The organism is Stenotrophomonas sp. FR012 (genome assembly GCF_047520565.2).
Lineage (GTDB): Bacteria > Pseudomonadota > Gammaproteobacteria > Xanthomonadales > Xanthomonadaceae > Stenotrophomonas > Stenotrophomonas sepilia.
In genome coordinates, this window is sequence record NZ_JAXBQL020000024.1 from 1 (window position 1) to 17,422 (window position 17,422).

Genomic DNA, 17,422 nt, shown 5'->3' on the forward strand with positions numbered 1-17,422 from the left:
GTTGGTCGGCACGGGGTCGGATCCAATTCTGACTATCGATATCTGACAGATGTGCCGACCAACGGTCGGCACCCACCAACAGCGCGCGGAATCTGTCAGAGGTGGGGCGGTGTGGGTGGGCAGGACCGTTGGCGCCATGGATGGCGCCATCGAGCCCCCATGGATGGGTTTACGGCGTGTCCTGACCACCCACACCACCCCGCCATCCCACGGAATGCCGCTCTTGATCTTGCTTCGGCTTCGGCCTCTGCAGGTGCAGGGCGCAGCCCTGCCGAAAACCCCACCCTCAGCCGTCGCCCTGGATGCCGCCGGGGGCCTGCGCCGGGTCGCGCCAGCGGCGCACCGTGCGCTGGAAGAACAGGTTGTTCGGCAGCTGCAGCACCGTACCCTCATGGCCGTCGCCGGTTTCCTGCAGCGTGGTGTAGATCAGGTTCACGTCGATCACCCGCCCCTTCAGGCCCGGCTTCTCGCCGTTCTCCAGCACTTCGATGTAGTCATGCAGGCGGAACGGGCGAGTGGTGAAGATCAGCAGCGTGCAGAAGATGTTGGAGAGCACGCTCCAGGCCGCGAAGAAGGCCACTGCGCCCACGGCCGCGAAGCCGGTGAACGCGGTCCACAGCACTGAAGGCTTCGCGCCGAGCAGGCTGAGGATATACAGCAGGGCGCTGAAATAGACCACGAAACTGGTGATCCGGCGCGCGCCCATCACCATTTCAGGTGGCAGCGCGTAGTGCTCGGCAAAGCGCCGGATCAGGCGACGGGCCAGTACCCGAAGCAGCCAGGCGACCAGCAGCACCAGCACGATCTGCAGGGCCACGCCCGCGTAGTTCAGCCATGGGTGGCTCCAGGCCGGCAGGTGATCCTTCAGCGACAACATCATGGGGGCGAAAACAGGTGGTGGGAACGGCCTCGATGTTACCCGGCGCGTGCCGGGGTTTCGACCATCGGCGACCACGCCAGGCAGACCAGCTCCTGTCGATGCTGCTGCAGGCAGGCGCGGCCGTTGTCGGGGCACAACCGCAAGGACAGGCCCGATGCCTGCAGCACGACGCAAGCGACGATTACCAGCAGGGCGGCGCAGGACGAGCTGGACATGGCGGAACTCCCTGGAGGTGTTTTCTCGAATGACCTTCCATGGATGCAGCCATTGTCGAAAAGGTTGCATGGCCTTGATCGGCGATCGGCTCTAAACCTTTTTCCGGGTCGCCGCATCCAAGCGATATGCTCGACACCACCATGCCAGCGCCGCCTGCCGCCCACGCCCCTGTCGACGAACCCGCCCTGGTGCGGGCGGCCGCCGCCGGTGACACTGCGGCCTACGAACTGCTGTACCGGCGCCATGCGCCGCGCGTGTTCGCCGTACTGTGGCGCCTGTGCGGGGGCCAGCAGGCGCGTGCCGAGGATGCCCTGCAGGAAGCGTTCCTGCAGGCATGGAAGGCGCTGCCGGGGTTCCGGTTCGAAAGCAGCCTGTCGACCTGGTTGCACCGGTTGGGCGTCAACGCTGCACTGATGGAACTGCGCGGGCGCGCCGCCGGGCAGGACCACGACAGTCTGGAGGAGGTCGACGGCGGCCTGCAGGAGCTGGCGGTGCACGACCGTTGTGCCGGTACCGAGCGCGACCTGGAGCGCGCACTCGCGACGCTGCCTCCGAGGGCGCGTGCGGTACTGGTACTGCACGACATCGAAGGCTGGAAGCACCAGGAAATCGCCGAGCAGCTGCAGATGGCCGTCGGCAGTTCAAAGGCACAGCTGCATCGTGCGCGCGGCCTGCTGCGCGCACGGCTGGGAGACATGACATGAGTACACACGAACACGATTCCGATCACGATCTGCTGGCCCGGCTGCGCGCGTTGCCCAGCGAGCGAGATGTTCCCGCCGATGGCTGGGCGCGCCTGTCGGCGCAGCTGCCGCCGCGCGAGCCGCAGGCGGCGCCTGTGCCGGCCGACAACGTGGTGGCGCTGCCAGCGCGTTCGCGGCGCCGCTGGTGGTTGCCGGCCGGCGCTGCCCTGGCGGCCAGCCTGGCGCTGTACGCGGTGGCGCCATGGCGCCACGTGCAGCCGGATGCGCCGGTGCCGTCTACCCTGCAGTTGCAGGCTGCGGCGATGACCGAGCAGTACCGGCAGGCGGTGGCCTCGCTGCCCTCAGGCCGGGCACCGGAATGGCAGCCGGCCCTGCACGAACTGGATGAAAGCGCGGCACAGATCCAGGCCGCGCTGGCGCAGGATCCACGTGCGCCTCACCTGCTTGGCCAGCTCAAGCGCACCTATGCGCTGCGGCTGGAACTGACCCGGCAGGCGGCCTATGCCGCCGAGTCCGGCCTGACGACCTGAGGAGACCCCCGATGACACGAACCCTGATGACCTGCTGCGGCGCGCTGCTGCTGCTGCCCGCAGTGGCCCTGGCTGACACCCGGATCGACGAGCGCCACAACCTGGCCGCCGGCGGCCGCATCGAACTGAGCAACGTGGCCGGCAAAGTGACCGTGCGTGGCTGGGACCGCAACGACGTGCAGCTCACCGGTACGCTCAGCGATGGCCTCCAGCTGCGCCAGGAGAAGAGTGCCAACCGCGTACGCTGGGAAATCGAGTATCCGCGTCGCAACAACAACGGTGGCGCAACGCTGGTGCTGAACGTGCCGCGTTCGGTGGAACTGCTGCTGAGCACGGTCAGTGCCAACCAGGACATCAGCGGCATCGATGTGCGTCGCCTGCAGGCCGACACGGTCAGCGGCAGCCTGAGCGCCTCCGGTCGCAGCGGCGACAGCAAGCTCAATACGGTCAGTGGCGGTGTCAGCGCGCGCCTGCAGACTCCGAAGCTGGATGTGAACACGGTCAGCGGCCGGATCGAAGCCGGTGGCGGCGTGTCCGGTGACATCGGTGCACAGACGGTATCCGGCCGGGTCGAGGTCGATGCCGGGCGGGTGCAGCGGTTGGCGGTGGAAACCGTATCGGGCAGCATCGATCTGTCGGCGGCCGGGCTGGCGCCGGGGGGCCGGATCAATGTCGAATCGGTGAGTGCGTCGGTCAACCTGCGCCTGCCACGCTCGGTTTCGGCGCAGCTGTCGGTGAACAGCTTCAGCGGGTCGATCAACAGCGATGCCGGGCAGGTGGAGCGGCCGCGCTACGGCCCCGGCAGCCATCTTGATACGCGGCTGGGCAGCGGCGACGGTGATATCCGCATCCAGTCGCATTCGGGCAGTGTTCGGGTAAGCCTGGATCGCTGAGCGCGATCCGGCAGGCCGCGGCGGCAGCGCCGCCGCGGTCGGTACTGGGTCAGCTGGCTTTCTTCAGCGCCCAGGTGGTGCCGAGGACTTCGATCTTGCCACCGGCCTTGCGGAACGCTGCCAGGTCCGAAGCGATCGAATCGCTGCTGACCACGGTGCTGGCGGCCGCGCCCTTGCGTTCGCTGCGGATGCTGTTGCTGGCCTTCGCGGGGGTCTTTGCCTTGCGGGGCATGGTTGCTCCTGTCAGGTGGAAGGGGAGGAAAGCGCCCAGGCGTCGGCCTGGCGCAGGTAGTCCTGCCGCTCACGGCGGCAGTCACTGCCGCCCATCGAGAACTGGCGGCAGATCGCCGGGCGCTGCGAATAGATCGTGCAGCGCAGGTGATAGGGATCGATCGCCGCACACCAGCCTTCCTCGTTGCGCGCCATCACGGCACGGCCGTGGGTGTCGCGTGACAGGAACTGGCCGGGCACGTGGTCGCCGGGCTGCAGCAACACGGGCAGCCGGCAACAGACCGCGTCACAACGGCGGCAGTCGATGGGTGCATGTGCTGCGTCAGGTTGTAAGGCCTCAGGGGCCTGGCGGGTGCCCAAAGCGGGTCTCGATGGCGGCTCCGGTGGTACGCGGACCATGAACGAGCCAGGAAGGCATGGCCGCTAGGCCCGCAGGGCGGGCCAGGCTGCACCGTGGACACACACCGGCGTGGCCGGTGGAAGGTGCAGCAGGGTTCTAGCCGACCAAGAGTAACTTAGATCGCGTAACGTTTTGTTAATCCTGGCTTGCTGCCGCCAAAGCAAGGCCCTGGACCACGCCCAGCGAGGGCTCGCCGTGGACCATGCGGGCGCCCGGGAAGGCCTCCGCAACGGCCTGGCGCAGATACCCGGCGCGGGACATGCCGCCGGTCAGGAACACCGCGTCCGGGTCGCCGCCGATGTCGCTGCGGACCTGGGCCAGCAGCTCCCGGAGCTGCTCCAGATAACCATGCGCGGCTGCGGCCAGGCCGTCGGCGCTGCTGTCGGCATGCAGGTCGCGGGCGATGTAGTCCAGCGTGCTGCGATGTTCGCTGGCGGCGCTGAGGGCGATCTTGGCGCGCTCGACGTCGCGGTACAGGCGGGCGGTATTGCCGGTGTCCTGCAGGGCCTGCAGGCGCGCGCCCCACGGATTGTCGACATGGTCATACTTGTGCTGGCGGAAGTCGCGCTGGCGGGTCATGTCCTGCACGGTGGCCGCTTCCACATAGTGGTGGGCGGGCACGCGGGTGATGCCGCGGCCGAACAGCGGCATGTAGCTGGACAGGCTCAGCGCCAGGTCGATGTCGGTACCGCCGCGGGCGATGCCCCAGGCGCGGTGGATGCGCGGGGCGTCGTCGCCGCCGACTTCGGCGTGGGCGATATCGGTGGTACCGCCGCCGATGTCGACGATCACGGCCTGGTGCCGTTCGCGGCTTTCTGCGTGATAGTGCATGGCCGCCGCGGCCGGTTCCTCGAGGAAATCGATCTGGTCGAAACCGGCCTGGCTGGCGGCTTCGCGCAGGATGTCCAGCGCCTGGTCATTGCCGGCCGCACCGATCGAGCTGCGGAACTGCACCGGACGCCCAAGCAGGGCCGCTCGCAGCGGCTGGCCGAGCTGGGCGCTGGCGGTCAGGCGGATGTGTTCGAGGATGTGCGCGGCGATGCCGGTGATGGTCTGCTTGGCGCGTGGGTGCAGGTTGTAGCCGAGCATCGATTTCGGGCTCTGCACCAGGTTGCCTTCGTGTTCCTCGAAATAGGCTTCCAGCGCTTCGTCACCGTAGACCGCATTCTGCAGCAGGTCGCTGGCACTGCGTTCCTTGCCGGCACGGGCTTCCATCCATTCCCGGCGCAGCGCGCGCAGGGCTTCGCGGCGCAGCGCCTGCGGCGTGCGTTCCTGGCCGGCAGCGCGGGCCGCACGCGCAGCGCTGTCGATCATCTGCTGCAGCTGGTGCTCCTGGCCGTCATCGAGCTGAAAGTCATCCGGGTCGGGCACCACGCCGGGGAAGTACACGCTGGTACGGAACTGCTCGGCGTCGCCGAAGCGGATCGGCAGCAGTTTTCCTTCATGCACGATGGCGGCGGCGGAGTTGCTGGTACCGAAGTCGATGCCGAGGCGCATGGGGAGTTCCGGGGGCGATCAGGGGCCGCGCACTCTGCTGCAGTTCGCCGCTGACTGCAAGGTCCCGCGGTTTCCTGTTCCGGGCCGGGTCAAGGAGGTCGCGGCGTACTGCCCGGAAAATGCCGGGGGAGCCGGGCGGTTACAATGGCAGCTGTTGATTCACTTTGAGGTACTTGCTGATGTCTTCTGCCCCTGCCTGCCCGCAGTGCACCCTGGAAAACACCTACGCCGATGGCGCGCTGTGGATCTGCGCCGACTGCGGCTTCGAATGGACCGCCGAGGAAAGTGCCGGTTCGACCCTGGTCGTGCGTGACAGCAACGGCAATACCCTGCAGGCCGGTGACACCGTCACCGTGATCAAGGACCTGAAGGTGAAGGGCTCCTCGATCCCGCTCAAGCAGGGCACCGTGATCCGCAACATCCGCCTGGTGGAGGACGATGCCGAGCACATCGAAGGCAATTCGGACAAGATCAAGGGCCTGGTCCTGAAGACCTGCTTCCTCAAGAAGGCCTGACCGGCCTTCAGCGCCGGGCCTGCTGCTGTGCGCGCCAGCGGGCCAGGCTGTCCAGCTTGGCCTGGTAGCGCGCCTGCTGCGGCGCCCCGCCCAGTTCCTGTGCACGCAGCAGCTCACGATCGGCGTGCTTGAGCTGGCCCGCCAGGAAATAGACCCGCGCCAGCCCGAAGTGGAACTGGTGCGCGGTGTCGTACAGGCGCACGGCCTGCCGGTAATAGCGGATCGCCTGCTGCAGTTGCCCGGCGCGTTCGGCCTCGGCACCGAGCATGTACTGCGCGAATGGGTCTTCGCGCTGCACCGATTGCAACCGCTGCTCCAGCGCCTGGGCCTGCGCAATCATGCCGAGCTTGCGGTAGAGGGCGCTGGCGTTGGTGAGTGCAGCATCCTGGCGGCCGTCCAGTCGCAGCGCCCTTTCCAGAGCCCGGCGTGCAGCGGCGGTATCGCCCGTGCGGTTTTCCAGCACGCCCAGGTTGTTCCAGGTGGCAGCGAAGCTGCCGTCCTGCGCCAGCGCGGTATCGAAGAAGGTACGTGCGCCCGCCAGGTCGCCGCTGGCCATGCGTTCGGCACCGCGATTGTTGTAGAAGTGCGCCAACGCCCGCGCCTGGCTGATCGGCAGCGGCCCGCGGCGGTCGTACAGCACATTGCGATCCAGATCGACGGTGGCGAAGCGGCCGGCAAAGCCGACTCCGGCATTGACGTGGCCTACGCTGTAGACCAGGCCCTGGGCCTGGTCCTGGTACCACGACACCACCTGGCCAACTTCCTGCACGCGCGCCTGGATGCCGGCTTCGCGTGCCAGTGCGACGAACATCAGGGTAAAGGCCAGGCAGTTGGCGCGTCGCTGCTGCCAGATCTCGCTGACAGTAAGGGTCGCGTCGGCGTCGTACTGCAGGTCCATGCCATGGCGGTCGAAGATCATCTCCACCAGCGCCTGCAGGCGCTGCTCGCGCGAATAGCTGCGACGGGTCACCTGGGTGTGCAGCATATCGAGCATGGCCGGTGGAATCGCGAACACCTGCTGCGGTGTTGGAATCGTCGGCGCGGTGGTGCTGGCAGCGACCGCAGGGGCTTCGCTCGCGTCAGGGTTCAGTGCGATCGCGGAGGGTGCCGCCAATGCGGCCAATGCGAGCAGAACGGATCGGGCGGCAGGACGGTACATGACGGCTCCCGGCAGCGGCGGGCGCTCCCGCCTGAGGCGAGTGTAGACCTGTGCGCGCACCCCTGCAGTGACCGCTGGTCGGTCCGCGCGTTCATCCACAGCCGGTGTGGACCAGCGCTCGACAAAGCTGTGGACAACCGCGTTGGGGCCCCGTGCGGAGAGCGTTGTGAGGGTGTGGTGAAAAAATGGCCGGCTTGCCCGCTACCGGCGCAGGCGGGATGATCCGGTCATGGACTTCTCCCCGCTGACGCTCGCTCCGGCGCAGTGGCAGGCGCTGCAGGACAGCTATGCAACGCCACCACGTGCCTACCATCACTTCGGCCACGTGCGTGCGGTGCTGCAGCACTGCCAGGAGGTTGCCGACGGTCCAGGCTGGCAGCAGCCGGCCGAAGTCTACCTGGCCGCGCTCTACCACGATGCGATCTATGTGGCGGGGCGAAAGGACAACGAAGCGCGTTCGGCGCAGCTGGCCCTGCAGGCGATCGCACAGGCGCCGGAACTTGCCACGGTCGACGCGGCCCGGGTCGAGCAGCTGATCCTGCTGACTGCCCGCCATGGCGAGCTCGCCCCGGACGATGTCGATGCCGAGGCCGCGTTGTTCCTGGACTGCGACATGGCGATCCTGGCAGCGCCGGAGCCGGTGTTCAGCGCCTATGACCGCGGCGTGGCCGAAGAGTACAAGGGCGTGGTGCCAGGCTTCCTGTATCGCGCCGGCCGCCGCCGTTTCCTGCAGGGCCTGCTGCGTGCACCGCGCATCTTCCTCAGCGAATTCTTCCACCAGCGCCTCGACTCTGCCGCGCGCGACAACCTGCGCCGGCAGCTGGGCCGCTGAACCAGCCCGGTACACTGGGGCCCGTTTCCACCGATTGCCGCTTCCAACCGTGTCCGTCCCTGATCCCGATCCCCGTCCGCTGCCGCCGGAAGAGCCCGGTCCGAACGAATGTTGCGGCAGCGGTTGCCCGCTATGTGTGCTGGACCTGTATGCCGACGAGCTGCAGCGCTATCGCAAGGCGTTGGCCGAATGGCTGGCGCGGCACCCGGAGGCGTCCACATGAGCCGCGCGCGCCCAGCGGCACTGCTGGCGCTGGCGGCGCTGCTGCTGTTCGTGGCCACCGCGCTGTGGACCCAGTTCGCACGCACCGATCTGGACTGGGTGCGGGCCACGCTCAGCCTCTATCTGCACGGGCCGTGGGGGCTGGCATTGCGCGCGGCCTACTGCCTGCTGGCATTGGCGATCGCCCTGCTCGGCATCAGCCTCTACCGGGGCAGCGTCGGCCCGCGGCGCAGCGCGGCGGCGCCGCTGCTGTTCACTGTCTCGGCACTGGGCCTGGCCACGGTCGCCATCGGTGACAGCTGGCTGCCGGAAGCGACGCCGCTGCTGGCACCGTTCATCCACGGGCTGGCGGCCAACACGGCGTTCCTGTGTGCCAGCGTCGGCATGCTGCTGCAGGCCTGGTACCTGCGCCGCGAACCGGGTTGGCAGTCCGCCGCGAGCCTGCTCTGGGGCTGGGCCTGGCTGGCGTTCGTACTGTTGTGGCTGCATGTGTTGTGGCGCGCCGGTCCGCCGCGCGGGCTGGGCCAGAAGGTCGTGATCGTGGTGATCGTAGGCTGGCTGCTGTACCTGGCGCTGGCACTGTACCGGCGCAGTCGGCGTACCACGGCCGACTGAATCGCCAACGGCCTGCACCGGTACGTGCCGTGCACGCGGTGGCGGCGTATCGTGTGCGCATTCCATCGGGGATGCGATATGAAGCGTGCAGGGCTGGGCAGGGCAATGGGTGTGGTTCTGGCGCTGGCGGCGCTGCCGGCAATGGCGGCGGCCAACGTGCAGCAGTTCAGCCACGGGCGGTTCGAGCAGATTCCGGTGCACATGCCGGCAGGCACGCCGCAGCGGGTGGTGATCTGGTTCCACGAGCCCACCCCAGGGGGTGACACCAGCCGCCTGCCGATCGAAGCCCTGCGTGCCGACGGCGCCATCGTTGCCGCTGTGGACATCGCGCACCTGCGCGGGGTGCTCAAGCGCGAGGGTGATCCGACCTGCTCGTTCGGCGCCGGTGACGTCGAGAACTTCTCGCGCTGGCTGCAGGCGTCCCTGCATCTGCCCGGCTACCACCTGCCGCTGGTCGGCGGTGACGGCGAGGGTGCCGAGATGGCCTATTCGCTCGCGGCGCAGGCCGACACCCAGGTGTTTGCCGGCCTGCTGACCACCGGCTTCTGCCCGGACCACAACCATGAGCGCATGGTCTGCGGCGATGGTGTGAAGCACAACACGCTGCAGCCCGCCGAACTGAATTTTCCGTGGTTGAGTGCCGCTGGCGATCACGGCTGCAAGGTGGGCGAGGCCAGTCGGTTCGTTCAGCAGGTCGCCATGGCACGCGAATTCAAGCGAACCGCGCGCGGTGATGCCTCACCCGGTCTGGTGGCCGCGGCGCGGGTGATCGGCGCGCAGGCCGGGGTCAGTCTGGCACCGCCGCCGGCCGCGCTGAAAGGCCTGCCGGTGGTGGAAGTACCGGCGACCGGTAGCGGCGATACGCTGGCGGTATTCGTTTCCGGCGATGGTGGCTGGGCCGGCCTGGACAAGGACGTGGCGTCGTCGCTCAACGAGCACGGCGTGGCCGTGGTCGGCATCGACTCGTTGCGGTACTTCTGGAGCGAGCGCACGCCGAAGGGCTTCGCCGCTGACCTGCAGAAGATCATCGACCACTACCGCCAGCAGTGGCACCGCGACAAGGTGATGCTGATCGGTTTTTCGCAGGGTGCCGACGTGCTGCCGGCCACCATCAACCAGCTCGACGCGGGTACCCGAGAGGCGCTGGACCGCATCGTGCTGCTGTCGGTAGGCAGGAAGGCCGACTTCGAATTCCATGTCAGCAACTGGCTGGGCGGCGGCGGCGATGGCCTGCCGATCGCTCCGGAAGTGGCCAGGCTGCCGGCGGAAAAAACGTTGTGCGTGTACGGCGACAAGGACGAGGACGCACTGTGCCCGGACCTGCCGGACAATGACGGCGTGAGGAAGGTGAAGTTGCCGGGCGATCACCATTTCGGGGGGGACTACGATCGCTTGGCCGAAGTGATCCTCAAGGGCGGGGCGTGAAGCGGAGAGCGTGCGAACCAACGGTTCGCACCCACCAGAACGAGCCGCGGTAACGCCGGGCCACGCCCGTCAGCGTGTTGGCGCTGGCGTGTCGACCAAGGTCGACACCTGCCGGGTGGTGCGGGTCGTCAGTTGCGCCGCGGGTCCAGAGAGATCAGGCGCGTGGCGTCCAGCAGCGCCGCCGGCAGGTGCATGCCGCCGGGCGCGGCGAGATAGCGCGGCCGCCATTGCGGATCGAACTTCGACTTGAAGCGGCGCAGGCCACTGAACCCGTAGAAACGTTCGCCATGCCGCGCCAGCAGGCCGGCCAGCCGGTTCCAGCGGCCAGCCAGACGATGCTGTGCCAGCCCGGAAAGCGGCGCCATGCCCAGCGAGAAACGTGCATAGCCCTGTGCGCGGCCCCACAGGAACAGCTCGATGAAGAGGAAGTCCATCGTGCCCTTCGGTGCTTCGCTGACGTGGCGCATCAGGTCCACCGACAGCTCGGCGCCTGCCGGTGCCTGCCACAGGTTGGCGAAGGCCACGATCTGGCCTTCGACCTCGACCAGCGCCACCGGGAAGCGCACCAGGTAATCCGGGTCGTAGCTGCCGAGCGAGAAGCCCTTTTCGTCGCCGGCCTTGTCTTCCAGCCATGCGTTGGAGATCGCGTGCAGGCGCGGCAGCAGGCTGGGAACTTCCTCCACGGGCGCCACGCGGAAGGACAGGCCACCCCGCTTGCCCCGGTTCCAGGCCTGGCGCAGGTCGGCGCGCTCGCGCCCTTCCAGGCCGAAATCATGCAGCGGCACCATCGCTTCTTCGCCCAGCTTGACCAGCCCCAGGCCGAGGTCAAGGTAGGTCTGCCAGTAGGACTCGCCGACCTGGTAGAAGACGGGGCGCAGGCCGAGGCGGTCGGCTTCCTCGCGGAAGCGCCAGATCAATGCGCGGGCGACGTCCGGCGGGCCGACCGGGTCGCCCATCGCGATCAGCGAACCTCCATAGCGCTGCATCATCACGAAGCCCAGTTTCGCTTCATCGCGCAGCACTGCCTTGTCAGCGGTCAGCACCAGGCAGGCCTGGGTGTCGGTGGCACCGGCCAGGACTGGCGCCAGCGATTGCAGCGTCGCTTCATCGGCGGCGGGCAGCGGGCTGCGTGTGCTGTGCAGCAGCCGCGCCAGGCCGAACATCACCAGCGCGATGGCCACCACCAGCAACGCGCGCAACGCGCGCGGTGCGTTGCCGGAGACCGCGAACTGCCACCACAGCTCGTTCTGGTATTCGACATGGCTGTAGGTGAAGAACAGCAGCCAGGTCACTGCCACCAGCACCAGGCCCAGGTTGCGCAGCCACGGCCACGACCAGGCTTCATCCAGCAGCGCACCCTGGCGGTAGAACTCGCGGCGCGCGGCCCACAGCGCCATCGCCACCAGCACCGCCGAGACGGCAATCAACGGTTGGCCACCGCGCAGCCACAGCGGCAGCGGGGTGGCCACGCACACCGCCATCGCCAGCATCCACGCCGCGTGGCTGCGCCGGGCCAGGCCCTGCCCGATCAGCAGCAGCGCGACACCACTGAGGCTGCCGATCAGGTGCGAGGTTTCCAGGATCGGCAGCGAGGCATTCACCAGGTGCCGGCGTGGCGTGGGCAGCGTGCCATCGATGACCAGCGCGGCGCCGATGCTGAACACCGCCAGCGCGATGATCTGCGGCAACCATGGGCGCAGTGCGTTCCAGCCGGCGCGGGTTGCCCCGGCACTGGCCTGCAGCGGCTGGCGCAGCGCGGGCGCAAGGGCGAGCAACGTGGCCAGCACCAGCGGTAGTACGTAATAGGTCACGCGGTAGATCAACGCGGCCGCCAGCACCGCCGCCGGTGCCACCTGGGGCAACAGCTTCAACAGGCTCCATTCGAACACGCCCAGGCCGGCCGGCACGGTCGAGACCAGGCCGGCCAGTACCGCGACGAGGTACAGGCCGACGAAGCCGGGCAGGCCGGTGGGCGTCGAGTCCGGCAGCAGCACATAGAACGCGGCGCTGGCCAGCACCAGCTCGATCACGCTGAGCACGGTGACGCCGAGCATGGTGCGGCGGTCGGGTAGCCACAACGCATGGCCGAACACGCTGAACTGCCGTCCATCGCGACCGACCAGCAGCACGGTACCCAGATAGGCGAGCAGGGCGACGATGCCGACGATGCGCACGGCATCGGGATTCAGTGGCAATGCCAACGCCGCTGCCGCCGGTTCCATGCAGAGCGCCACGCTGATCAACAGCCACGCACCGAACACGAAACCGAGCGTGCTCATCAGCACCACCTGGCCGATCTGCGCCAGGTCCAGGCCGGCGCTGCGGTAGCCACGCAGGCGCACTGCGCCACCGGTCAACGCGGCAAAGCCCACCGTCTGGCCCAGCGTATGCGCAAGGAAGGCGGTAATGCCGATGCGTGCCGGATGCACGCGGATGCCGCTGCGGCGCAGGCCGATGGCATCGAAGCCGATCAGGCAGGCGTAGCTGGCCAGGCCGAGCATCACGGTGAGCGTGATCTGCAGGCCACTGAGCTGGCGGAACGCCTGGCGGATGGCGCGGTAGCCGTGCTCATCGAATTCACTGGCCAGGCCATGCAGGGCCAGCGAGAGGATCAGCAGGGGAACGACAATGGTGAGGACCCGCTTCCATGCCGGGGTGGAGGAAGCGGCGGCGGGGTTGGTGGCTGCGGTCATCGGCGCAAGGGTGCGTCAGGAGGGGCGAGTGCGGTGTCAACGCGGGGCGTGGCGCATCGTGCGCCTGTCGCCGCCATTTGACCAGCAGATGTGTCGGAGCCCGGTAGTGACGCGTCGCGCGGGGGCCCCGTGCACCCACCGTTGACCGGATTGGAGGACAATGCGGGCCTGATCACCCGCAGGAGCCACGCCCATGATGGAGCGTTACGACGTCGGACCGCGCATGTCCGAAATGACCGTGTACAACAAGGTCGCCTACCTCTCCGGCCAGATTCCGGAAGACACCAGCCAGGACATCACCGGCCAGACCCGGCAGGTGCTGGCGGAGATCGACAAGCTGCTGGCGCTGGTCGCCAGTGATCGCCAGCACGTGCTGCGTGCGGAAGTGTTCCTGGCCGACATCGCCGACTTCGACGGCATGAACAAGGCGTGGGACGAGTGGGTGGTCGAGGGCGCGACTCCGGCCCGCGCAACCTTCGAAGCAAGGCTCGCCCACGCCGAGTGGAAGGTCGAGATCGTGGTGACGGCAGCGGTGCCGTAACTGCGGGATGGGGTCAGATCCCTTTCCTGCGGAAAGGGATCTGACCCCTGTTACAGGCGCACCAGCTCGATGCAGTCCACCGGGCACGGCGGGATGCACAGCTCGCAGCCGGTGCACAGGTCGGCAATGACCGTGTGCATGTACTTGGCGCCGCCGACGATGGCGTCCACCGGGCAGGCCTGGATGCACTTGGTGCAGCCGATGCAGTCGGCTTCGACGATCAACGCCACCTGGGCCGCCTTGTGCTCGCCGCGCGAACGATCGAACGGAATCGCCGGTACACCCAGCACCTGCGCCAACGCCCGTGCACCGGCGTCGCCACCCGGCGGGCAGCGGTCCACACCGGCCTCGCCACGTGCCATTGCCTGCGCATACGGGCGGCAGCCGTCATAGCCGCATTGCCCGCATTGGGTCTGCGGCAGCAGGCGGTCGAGGCGTTCGGTCAGGGGCGGGATCAGGCTCATGCGTGGCGAAGGCTGCGCGTTGGGTTATTTCAGGGGCTTGCCGCGGAACCAGCGCTCGTGGGCCAGCGCCAGCATCGGCTTGTCTTCGGAACTGTCACCGTAGGCATGGATGCGCACGTAGCGCGACAGATCGAACTGGCGGCGGATGTGCTCGACCTTGCGCGGGCCGCAGTCGCCACCAGCGTAACGGCCGGTCAGGCGGCCGTCCTGGCTTTCCAGCCGGTTGCAGATCAGCTGCAGGCCCAGCTCCTCGCACCACGGCCGCAGGTACAGGTCCAGCGAGCCGGACACGATCACGACGGTGTGCTGCTGTTCCTTGTGCCAACGGATCTGCTCCAGCATTTCCGGGCGCACCACGTCGGGCAGGAACTCGCGCGAGAAGCCTGCGGCCAGCGTGGCGATGTCATCGCTGTGGCGGTCACTGAAGGTCAGGCGGGTGACGCGTGCACGGATGCGTTCGGCCGAGATCAGCTTCAACCTGTACGCGGCCAGCCACGGCCCGACTTTCCACCATGCCTGTGCCAGCTGTTCGGCGGTGGCCACGCGGCGCAGGAAGCGGCCATAGGTATCGCAGGTGGTCACGGTGTGGTCGAAGTCGAACAGCGCCAGTTCCATTGCGTTGCTTCCCATCGCGTTGCCTCCCGGGGCCGGAGCTGCCGGCGGGCGCGGCCGTAACCACGCCCGCTGCAGGCATCAGCGAACCGGCATGCCCGGCTGCGCGCCGCTGTCGGCGTCCAGCAGCGCCAGTGCGCCACCGTCGAAGCCGGCCGACAGGATCATGCCTTCGCTCAGGCCGAAGCGCATCTTGCGCGGGGCCAGGTTGGCGATGAACACCACGCTGCGGCCCACCAGCTTCTCCGGTTCGCCGTAGCTGCCACGGATGCCGGAGAAGATCTGGCGCTTGCCCAGCTCGCCGGCGTCCAGTTCGAAGCGCAGCAGCTTGTCCGAACCTTCCACGAACTCGCAGACCAGCACCTTGCCGATGCGCAGGTCGAGCTTGGCGAAATCGTCGATGCCGATGTAGGCCGGCGCGTCGGCGCTCTTTGCTTCGTCCTTGGCCGGGGCCGGGGCCGGGGCGGCCGGCTTGGCAGCGGGGGCAGCGGCAGCCGCCGGCTGCAGGGTGTCCTTGGAGGCGTCGATCATGGCGTCAATCTTCTTCGGGTCAATACGGGTGAACAGCGGGGTGTACTCGGTGATGCGGTGTCCCAGCAGCGGTTGCGCCAGCTCGGTCCAGTCGTTCACCGGCGCGGCCAGGAAGGCCTCGGCCTGCGCGGCGGTGGCCGGCAGCACCGGCTTCAGGGCGGTGACCAGCACGCGGAACAGGTTCAGGCCCTGGCTGCACACGGCCTGCAGCTGCGCATCGGCGCCTTCCTGCTTGGCGATGACCCACGGCTTGACGTCGTCGATGTAGCGGTTGGCTTCGTCGGCCAGGGTCATGGTCAAGCGGATCGCCGCAGCCGGGTCGTTGCGCTCGTAGGCTTCACGGATCGGCGCCAGCCCATCGACGAAGCGCTGGTACTGCGCCGCGTCGGGCAGCTGCGCGGCCAGCTGGCCGTCGAAGCGCTTGCTGATGAAGCCGGCGCAGCGGCTGGCCAGGTTGACGAACTTGCCGACCAGGTCGGCGTTGACGCGGGCGATGAAGTCGCCCAGGTTCAGGTCGAGATCGTCGACGCCACCGCCGGACTTGGCGGCGTAGTAGTAGCGCAGCGCTTCCGGCTCCAGGCCGGCATCGAGGAAGGTACGGGCCATCACGAAGGTGCCGCGCGACTTGCTCATCTTGGCGCCGTCCACGGTCAGGTAGCCGTTGACGTGCAGGCGGGTCGGCGCGAGGTGGCCGGTTCCGTGCAGTACCGCCGGCCAGAACAGGCCATGGAAGTTGACGATGTCCTTGCCGATGAAGTGGTGCAGTTCGGTGGCGGTGCCGGCACGCAGGTGCGCTTCGAAGTCCTCACCGATCCTGCCGCACAGGGTCTGGAAGCTGGACAGGTAGCCGATCGGTGCATCCAGCCAGACATAGAAGTACTTGCCCGGCTGGCCGGGAATCTGGAAGCCGAAGTACGGCGCATCGCGCGAGATGTCCCACGCGCGCAGGCCACCCTCGGCATTGAGCCACTCGCCCAGCTTGGCCTTCACGCCCGGCAGGGCGACATCGCCGGCCAGCCATTCGCGCAGGAACGCATCGAAGTGACCCACCTCGAAGAAGAAGTGCTCCGAATCGCGCATTTCCGGCGTGGCACCGGAGATGACCGAACGCGGTTCCTTCAGGTCGGTCGGTGCGTAGGTCGCGCCGCAGACTTCGCAGTTGTCGCCGTACTGGTCGGGACTGCCGCAGTTCGGACAGATGCCCTTGACGTAGCGGTCGGGCAGGAACATGCCCTTGGCCGGGTCGTAGAACTGCGCGACCGAACGGCGGCTGATGTGGCCGGCCGCTTCCAGCTTCAGGTAGAACTGCTCGGTCAACGCCTTGTTGGCCGCCGAATTGGTCGAGTCGTAGTGGTCGAAGGCCACGCCGAAGGCGGCGAAGTCACGTTCGTGGCTGGCCTGGATGTTGGCGATGAAGGTTTCCGGGGTGACGCCGGCCTTTTCCGCGGCCAGCATGATCGGTGTGCCGTGGGTGTCATCGGCGCAGACGAACCAGGTCCTGCCGCCGCTCATTCGCCGCGCACGTACCCAGATGTCAGCCTGGATGTAGCCGACCAGGTGGCCCAGGTGCAGCGGGCCGTTGGCGTAGGGCAGGGCGGTGGTGACGAGCGCGGTACGGGTCATGGTCGCGGGTGGATCCGAGGGGAACCGCAGATTATCGCATGCCCGCAACGACGTGACCCGGCCGGGGCCGGGTCACGGGTTGACGGAGGTGCGGGGCGCTTATTCGCGCTGCCAGGTCTGCGCGCGGCAGATGAAGGCGATGCAGCCGGACACGTCCAGCCGGGTGCCGTCGGGCTGCAGTTCCATCTTCGACTTGTAGGTCTTGCCGTTGGCCGGGTCGAGGATGGTGCCGCCGGACCACTTGTTGGCGCCGTCGGCCTTCAGGTTCCAGAGGATGGTCATGCCCTTCACCGGCTTGTTCCTGTTGGCGCCTTCACAGCCGTCACAGACCGGGTTCGGGCCCTTGTCCGAGTGCAGGATGTCGACCACCTTGCCGGTCAGCGTGCCGTTGGGGGCCTGGGTGATCTCGACGATCGACTTCACCTTGCCGGTCTTGTCGTCGATGGTCTTCCAGCGGCCGGCGGCGCCGTCGGCGGCCTGCGCCGAGAGTGCGGCCAGGCACATCGGCAATGCCAGCAGCAGGGTCTTGAAGGTCTTGCGCATGGTCCCCTCCCAGGGTTCATTCCGGCACGGTGCCGGCATGGGTCGACTGTATACCCATTCGGCGGAGTATGGGGAAGGGGGGCGTTGCAGGGTTGCGCCCTGCACCCGCGGTAGTGCCGGCCGCTGGCCGGCAACCTCAACGGCGGGATTCCGTGGGATGGCGGGGCGGTGTGGGTGGGCAGGACACGCCGTAAACTCCGCTCCGCGGTCCGGCCCAGCCGCTGGCGGCTGGGCGTTCGGGCGCTTGCGAAGCAGTGCTTCGCAAGCAAAGCGCCCTCACCCTTGGGGGCTCGATG

20 protein-coding genes are annotated in these 17,422 nt (G+C 68.0%); 9 read left to right on the forward strand and 11 right to left on the reverse strand.

Going from position 1 to position 17,422, the window contains the following annotated elements; all coding sequences use genetic code 11:
* Nucleotides 1–286: 286 nt before the first annotated feature.
* Nucleotides 287–880 carry a mechanosensitive ion channel domain-containing protein gene (locus ACM0O9_RS19560; protein ID WP_414604104.1) on the reverse strand — a complete coding sequence of 198 codons (594 nt, stop codon included), beginning with the start codon at nucleotides 878–880 and terminating at the stop codon, nucleotides 287–289.
* Between the two features lie 35 nt (nucleotides 881–915).
* On the reverse strand, nucleotides 916–1,095 hold the full coding sequence (locus tag ACM0O9_RS19565; RefSeq protein WP_005418175.1) for a hypothetical protein: 180 nt from the start codon (nucleotides 1,093–1,095) through the stop codon (nucleotides 916–918).
* 126 nt (nucleotides 1,096–1,221) lie between these two features.
* Here ACM0O9_RS19565 and ACM0O9_RS19570 point away from each other — a divergent pair, with 126 nt between their 5' ends.
* Genes ACM0O9_RS19570 through ACM0O9_RS19580 form a run of 3 tightly spaced genes read left to right on the forward strand, consistent with a single transcriptional unit; the run spans nucleotide 1,222 to nucleotide 3,223 of the window.
* Nucleotides 1,222–1,800 (forward strand): RNA polymerase sigma factor, encoded by a 579-nt coding sequence (locus ACM0O9_RS19570; RefSeq protein ID WP_005418173.1) that lies wholly within the window; start codon nucleotides 1,222–1,224, stop codon nucleotides 1,798–1,800.
* On the forward strand, nucleotides 1,797–2,330 hold the full coding sequence (locus tag ACM0O9_RS19575) for a hypothetical protein (RefSeq protein WP_065185474.1): 534 nt from the start codon (nucleotides 1,797–1,799) through the stop codon (nucleotides 2,328–2,330). Before ACM0O9_RS19570 ends, ACM0O9_RS19575 begins: the two co-directional genes overlap by 4 nt.
* Nucleotides 2,331–2,341: 11 nt before the next feature.
* The gene (locus tag ACM0O9_RS19580; RefSeq protein WP_111178667.1) at nucleotides 2,342–3,223 is read left to right on the forward strand and encodes a DUF4097 family beta strand repeat-containing protein; all 882 of its coding nucleotides are present in this window, start codon (nucleotides 2,342–2,344) and stop codon (nucleotides 3,221–3,223) included.
* 49 nt (nucleotides 3,224–3,272) lie between these two features.
* Here ACM0O9_RS19580 and ACM0O9_RS19585 read toward each other — a convergent pair whose 3' ends face one another.
* The 3 genes from ACM0O9_RS19585 to ACM0O9_RS19595 form a co-directional block, all read right to left on the reverse strand.
* Entirely contained in the window at nucleotides 3,273–3,455 is a 183-nt protein-coding gene (locus tag ACM0O9_RS19585) for a hypothetical protein (RefSeq protein ID WP_005410566.1), read from the reverse strand.
* A gap of 11 nt (nucleotides 3,456–3,466) precedes the next feature.
* Nucleotides 3,467–3,760, reverse strand: a complete 294-nt coding sequence (locus ACM0O9_RS19590; protein WP_080104338.1) for a YkgJ family cysteine cluster protein — start codon at nucleotides 3,758–3,760, stop codon at nucleotides 3,467–3,469.
* Nucleotides 3,761–3,989: 229 nt separating this feature from the next.
* Entirely contained in the window at nucleotides 3,990–5,351 is a 1,362-nt protein-coding gene (locus ACM0O9_RS19595; protein WP_061480625.1) for an Hsp70 family protein, read from the reverse strand.
* A 179-nt stretch (nucleotides 5,352–5,530) separates the two neighbouring features.
* On the opposite strand from ACM0O9_RS19595, the gene ACM0O9_RS19600 reads away from it, so the two are divergent.
* The gene (locus ACM0O9_RS19600) at nucleotides 5,531–5,866 is read left to right on the forward strand and encodes a zinc ribbon domain-containing protein YjdM (RefSeq protein ID WP_010482882.1); all 336 of its coding nucleotides are present in this window, start codon (nucleotides 5,531–5,533) and stop codon (nucleotides 5,864–5,866) included.
* Between the two features lie 7 nt (nucleotides 5,867–5,873).
* On the opposite strand, the gene ACM0O9_RS19605 is transcribed toward ACM0O9_RS19600, so the two are convergent.
* Nucleotides 5,874–7,025, reverse strand: a complete 1,152-nt coding sequence (locus tag ACM0O9_RS19605; protein ID WP_065179251.1) for a transglutaminase-like domain-containing protein — start codon at nucleotides 7,023–7,025, stop codon at nucleotides 5,874–5,876.
* A gap of 229 nt (nucleotides 7,026–7,254) precedes the next feature.
* Between ACM0O9_RS19605 and ACM0O9_RS19610 the strand changes: the two genes are divergently transcribed.
* From ACM0O9_RS19610 to ACM0O9_RS19625, 4 genes are all read left to right on the forward strand, one after another.
* A complete protein-coding gene (locus tag ACM0O9_RS19610) occupies nucleotides 7,255–7,857 on the forward strand; it encodes an HD domain-containing protein (protein ID WP_065179250.1) in 603 nt (200 codons plus the stop codon).
* Between the two features lie 49 nt (nucleotides 7,858–7,906).
* On the forward strand, nucleotides 7,907–8,080 hold the full coding sequence (locus ACM0O9_RS19615; protein ID WP_049415754.1) for an oxidoreductase-like domain-containing protein: 174 nt from the start codon (nucleotides 7,907–7,909) through the stop codon (nucleotides 8,078–8,080).
* Nucleotides 8,077–8,694 (forward strand): DUF998 domain-containing protein, encoded by a 618-nt coding sequence (locus tag ACM0O9_RS19620; protein WP_005418159.1) that lies wholly within the window; start codon nucleotides 8,077–8,079, stop codon nucleotides 8,692–8,694. Before ACM0O9_RS19615 ends, ACM0O9_RS19620 begins: the two co-directional genes overlap by 4 nt.
* 78 nt (nucleotides 8,695–8,772) lie before the next feature.
* On the forward strand, nucleotides 8,773–10,119 hold the full coding sequence (locus ACM0O9_RS19625) for a virulence factor family protein (RefSeq protein ID WP_204324513.1): 1,347 nt from the start codon (nucleotides 8,773–8,775) through the stop codon (nucleotides 10,117–10,119).
* A 128-nt stretch (nucleotides 10,120–10,247) separates the two neighbouring features.
* Here ACM0O9_RS19625 and mprF read toward each other — a convergent pair whose 3' ends face one another.
* Nucleotides 10,248–12,812 carry a bifunctional lysylphosphatidylglycerol flippase/synthetase MprF gene (mprF, locus tag ACM0O9_RS19630; RefSeq protein ID WP_414604105.1) on the reverse strand — a complete coding sequence of 855 codons (2,565 nt, stop codon included), beginning with the start codon at nucleotides 12,810–12,812 and terminating at the stop codon, nucleotides 10,248–10,250.
* Between the two features lie 193 nt (nucleotides 12,813–13,005).
* Between mprF and ACM0O9_RS19635 the strand changes: the two genes are divergently transcribed.
* Nucleotides 13,006–13,353 (forward strand): RidA family protein, encoded by a 348-nt coding sequence (locus tag ACM0O9_RS19635; protein ID WP_008264965.1) that lies wholly within the window; start codon nucleotides 13,006–13,008, stop codon nucleotides 13,351–13,353.
* 50 nt (nucleotides 13,354–13,403) lie between these two features.
* Here the strand turns inward: ACM0O9_RS19635 and rnfB are convergent, their stop codons facing one another.
* From rnfB to ACM0O9_RS19655, 4 genes are all read right to left on the reverse strand, one after another.
* A complete protein-coding gene (gene rnfB, locus ACM0O9_RS19640) occupies nucleotides 13,404–13,817 on the reverse strand; it encodes an Rnf electron transport complex subunit RnfB (RefSeq protein ID WP_005418154.1) in 414 nt (137 codons plus the stop codon).
* Between the two features lie 24 nt (nucleotides 13,818–13,841).
* On the reverse strand, nucleotides 13,842–14,432 hold the full coding sequence (locus ACM0O9_RS19645) for an HAD family hydrolase (RefSeq protein ID WP_065185481.1): 591 nt from the start codon (nucleotides 14,430–14,432) through the stop codon (nucleotides 13,842–13,844).
* Between the two features lie 78 nt (nucleotides 14,433–14,510).
* Entirely contained in the window at nucleotides 14,511–16,583 is a 2,073-nt protein-coding gene (gene metG, locus ACM0O9_RS19650; RefSeq protein WP_414604106.1) for a methionine--tRNA ligase, read from the reverse strand.
* Nucleotides 16,584–16,682: 99 nt separating this feature from the next.
* Nucleotides 16,683–17,126, reverse strand: coding sequence for a DUF2147 domain-containing protein (locus ACM0O9_RS19655; RefSeq protein ID WP_134956153.1), 444 nt, complete (start codon nucleotides 17,124–17,126; stop codon nucleotides 16,683–16,685).
* Between the last annotated feature and the right edge of the window lie 296 nt (nucleotides 17,127–17,422).

Coding starts and splice junctions, on each gene's coding strand:
- ACM0O9_RS19560 (WP_414604104.1), bottom strand. CDS start 880: ATGATGTTGTCGCTGAAGGATCACCTGCCGGCCTGGAGCCACCCATGG.
- metG (WP_414604106.1), bottom strand. CDS start 16,583: ATGACCCGTACCGCGCTCGTCACCACCGCCCTGCCCTACGCCAACGGC.
- ACM0O9_RS19625 (WP_204324513.1), top strand. CDS start 8,773: ATGAAGCGTGCAGGGCTGGGCAGGGCAATGGGTGTGGTTCTGGCGCTG.
- mprF (WP_414604105.1), bottom strand. CDS start 12,812: ATGACCGCAGCCACCAACCCCGCCGCCGCTTCCTCCACCCCGGCATGG.
- ACM0O9_RS19655 (WP_134956153.1), bottom strand. CDS start 17,126: ATGCGCAAGACCTTCAAGACCCTGCTGCTGGCATTGCCGATGTGCCTG.
- ACM0O9_RS19570 (WP_005418173.1), top strand. CDS start 1,222: ATGCTCGACACCACCATGCCAGCGCCGCCTGCCGCCCACGCCCCTGTC.
- ACM0O9_RS19620 (WP_005418159.1), top strand. CDS start 8,077: ATGAGCCGCGCGCGCCCAGCGGCACTGCTGGCGCTGGCGGCGCTGCTG.
- ACM0O9_RS19585 (WP_005410566.1), bottom strand. CDS start 3,455: ATGCCCCGCAAGGCAAAGACCCCCGCGAAGGCCAGCAACAGCATCCGC.
- ACM0O9_RS19610 (WP_065179250.1), top strand. CDS start 7,255: ATGGACTTCTCCCCGCTGACGCTCGCTCCGGCGCAGTGGCAGGCGCTG.
- ACM0O9_RS19575 (WP_065185474.1), top strand. CDS start 1,797: ATGAGTACACACGAACACGATTCCGATCACGATCTGCTGGCCCGGCTG.
- ACM0O9_RS19595 (WP_061480625.1), bottom strand. CDS start 5,351: ATGCGCCTCGGCATCGACTTCGGTACCAGCAACTCCGCCGCCGCCATC.
- ACM0O9_RS19580 (WP_111178667.1), top strand. CDS start 2,342: ATGACACGAACCCTGATGACCTGCTGCGGCGCGCTGCTGCTGCTGCCC.
- ACM0O9_RS19605 (WP_065179251.1), bottom strand. CDS start 7,025: ATGTACCGTCCTGCCGCCCGATCCGTTCTGCTCGCATTGGCCGCATTG.
- ACM0O9_RS19565 (WP_005418175.1), bottom strand. CDS start 1,095: ATGTCCAGCTCGTCCTGCGCCGCCCTGCTGGTAATCGTCGCTTGCGTC.
- ACM0O9_RS19635 (WP_008264965.1), top strand. CDS start 13,006: ATGATGGAGCGTTACGACGTCGGACCGCGCATGTCCGAAATGACCGTG.
- ACM0O9_RS19645 (WP_065185481.1), bottom strand. CDS start 14,432: ATGGAACTGGCGCTGTTCGACTTCGACCACACCGTGACCACCTGCGAT.
- rnfB (WP_005418154.1), bottom strand. CDS start 13,817: ATGAGCCTGATCCCGCCCCTGACCGAACGCCTCGACCGCCTGCTGCCG.
- ACM0O9_RS19600 (WP_010482882.1), top strand. CDS start 5,531: ATGTCTTCTGCCCCTGCCTGCCCGCAGTGCACCCTGGAAAACACCTAC.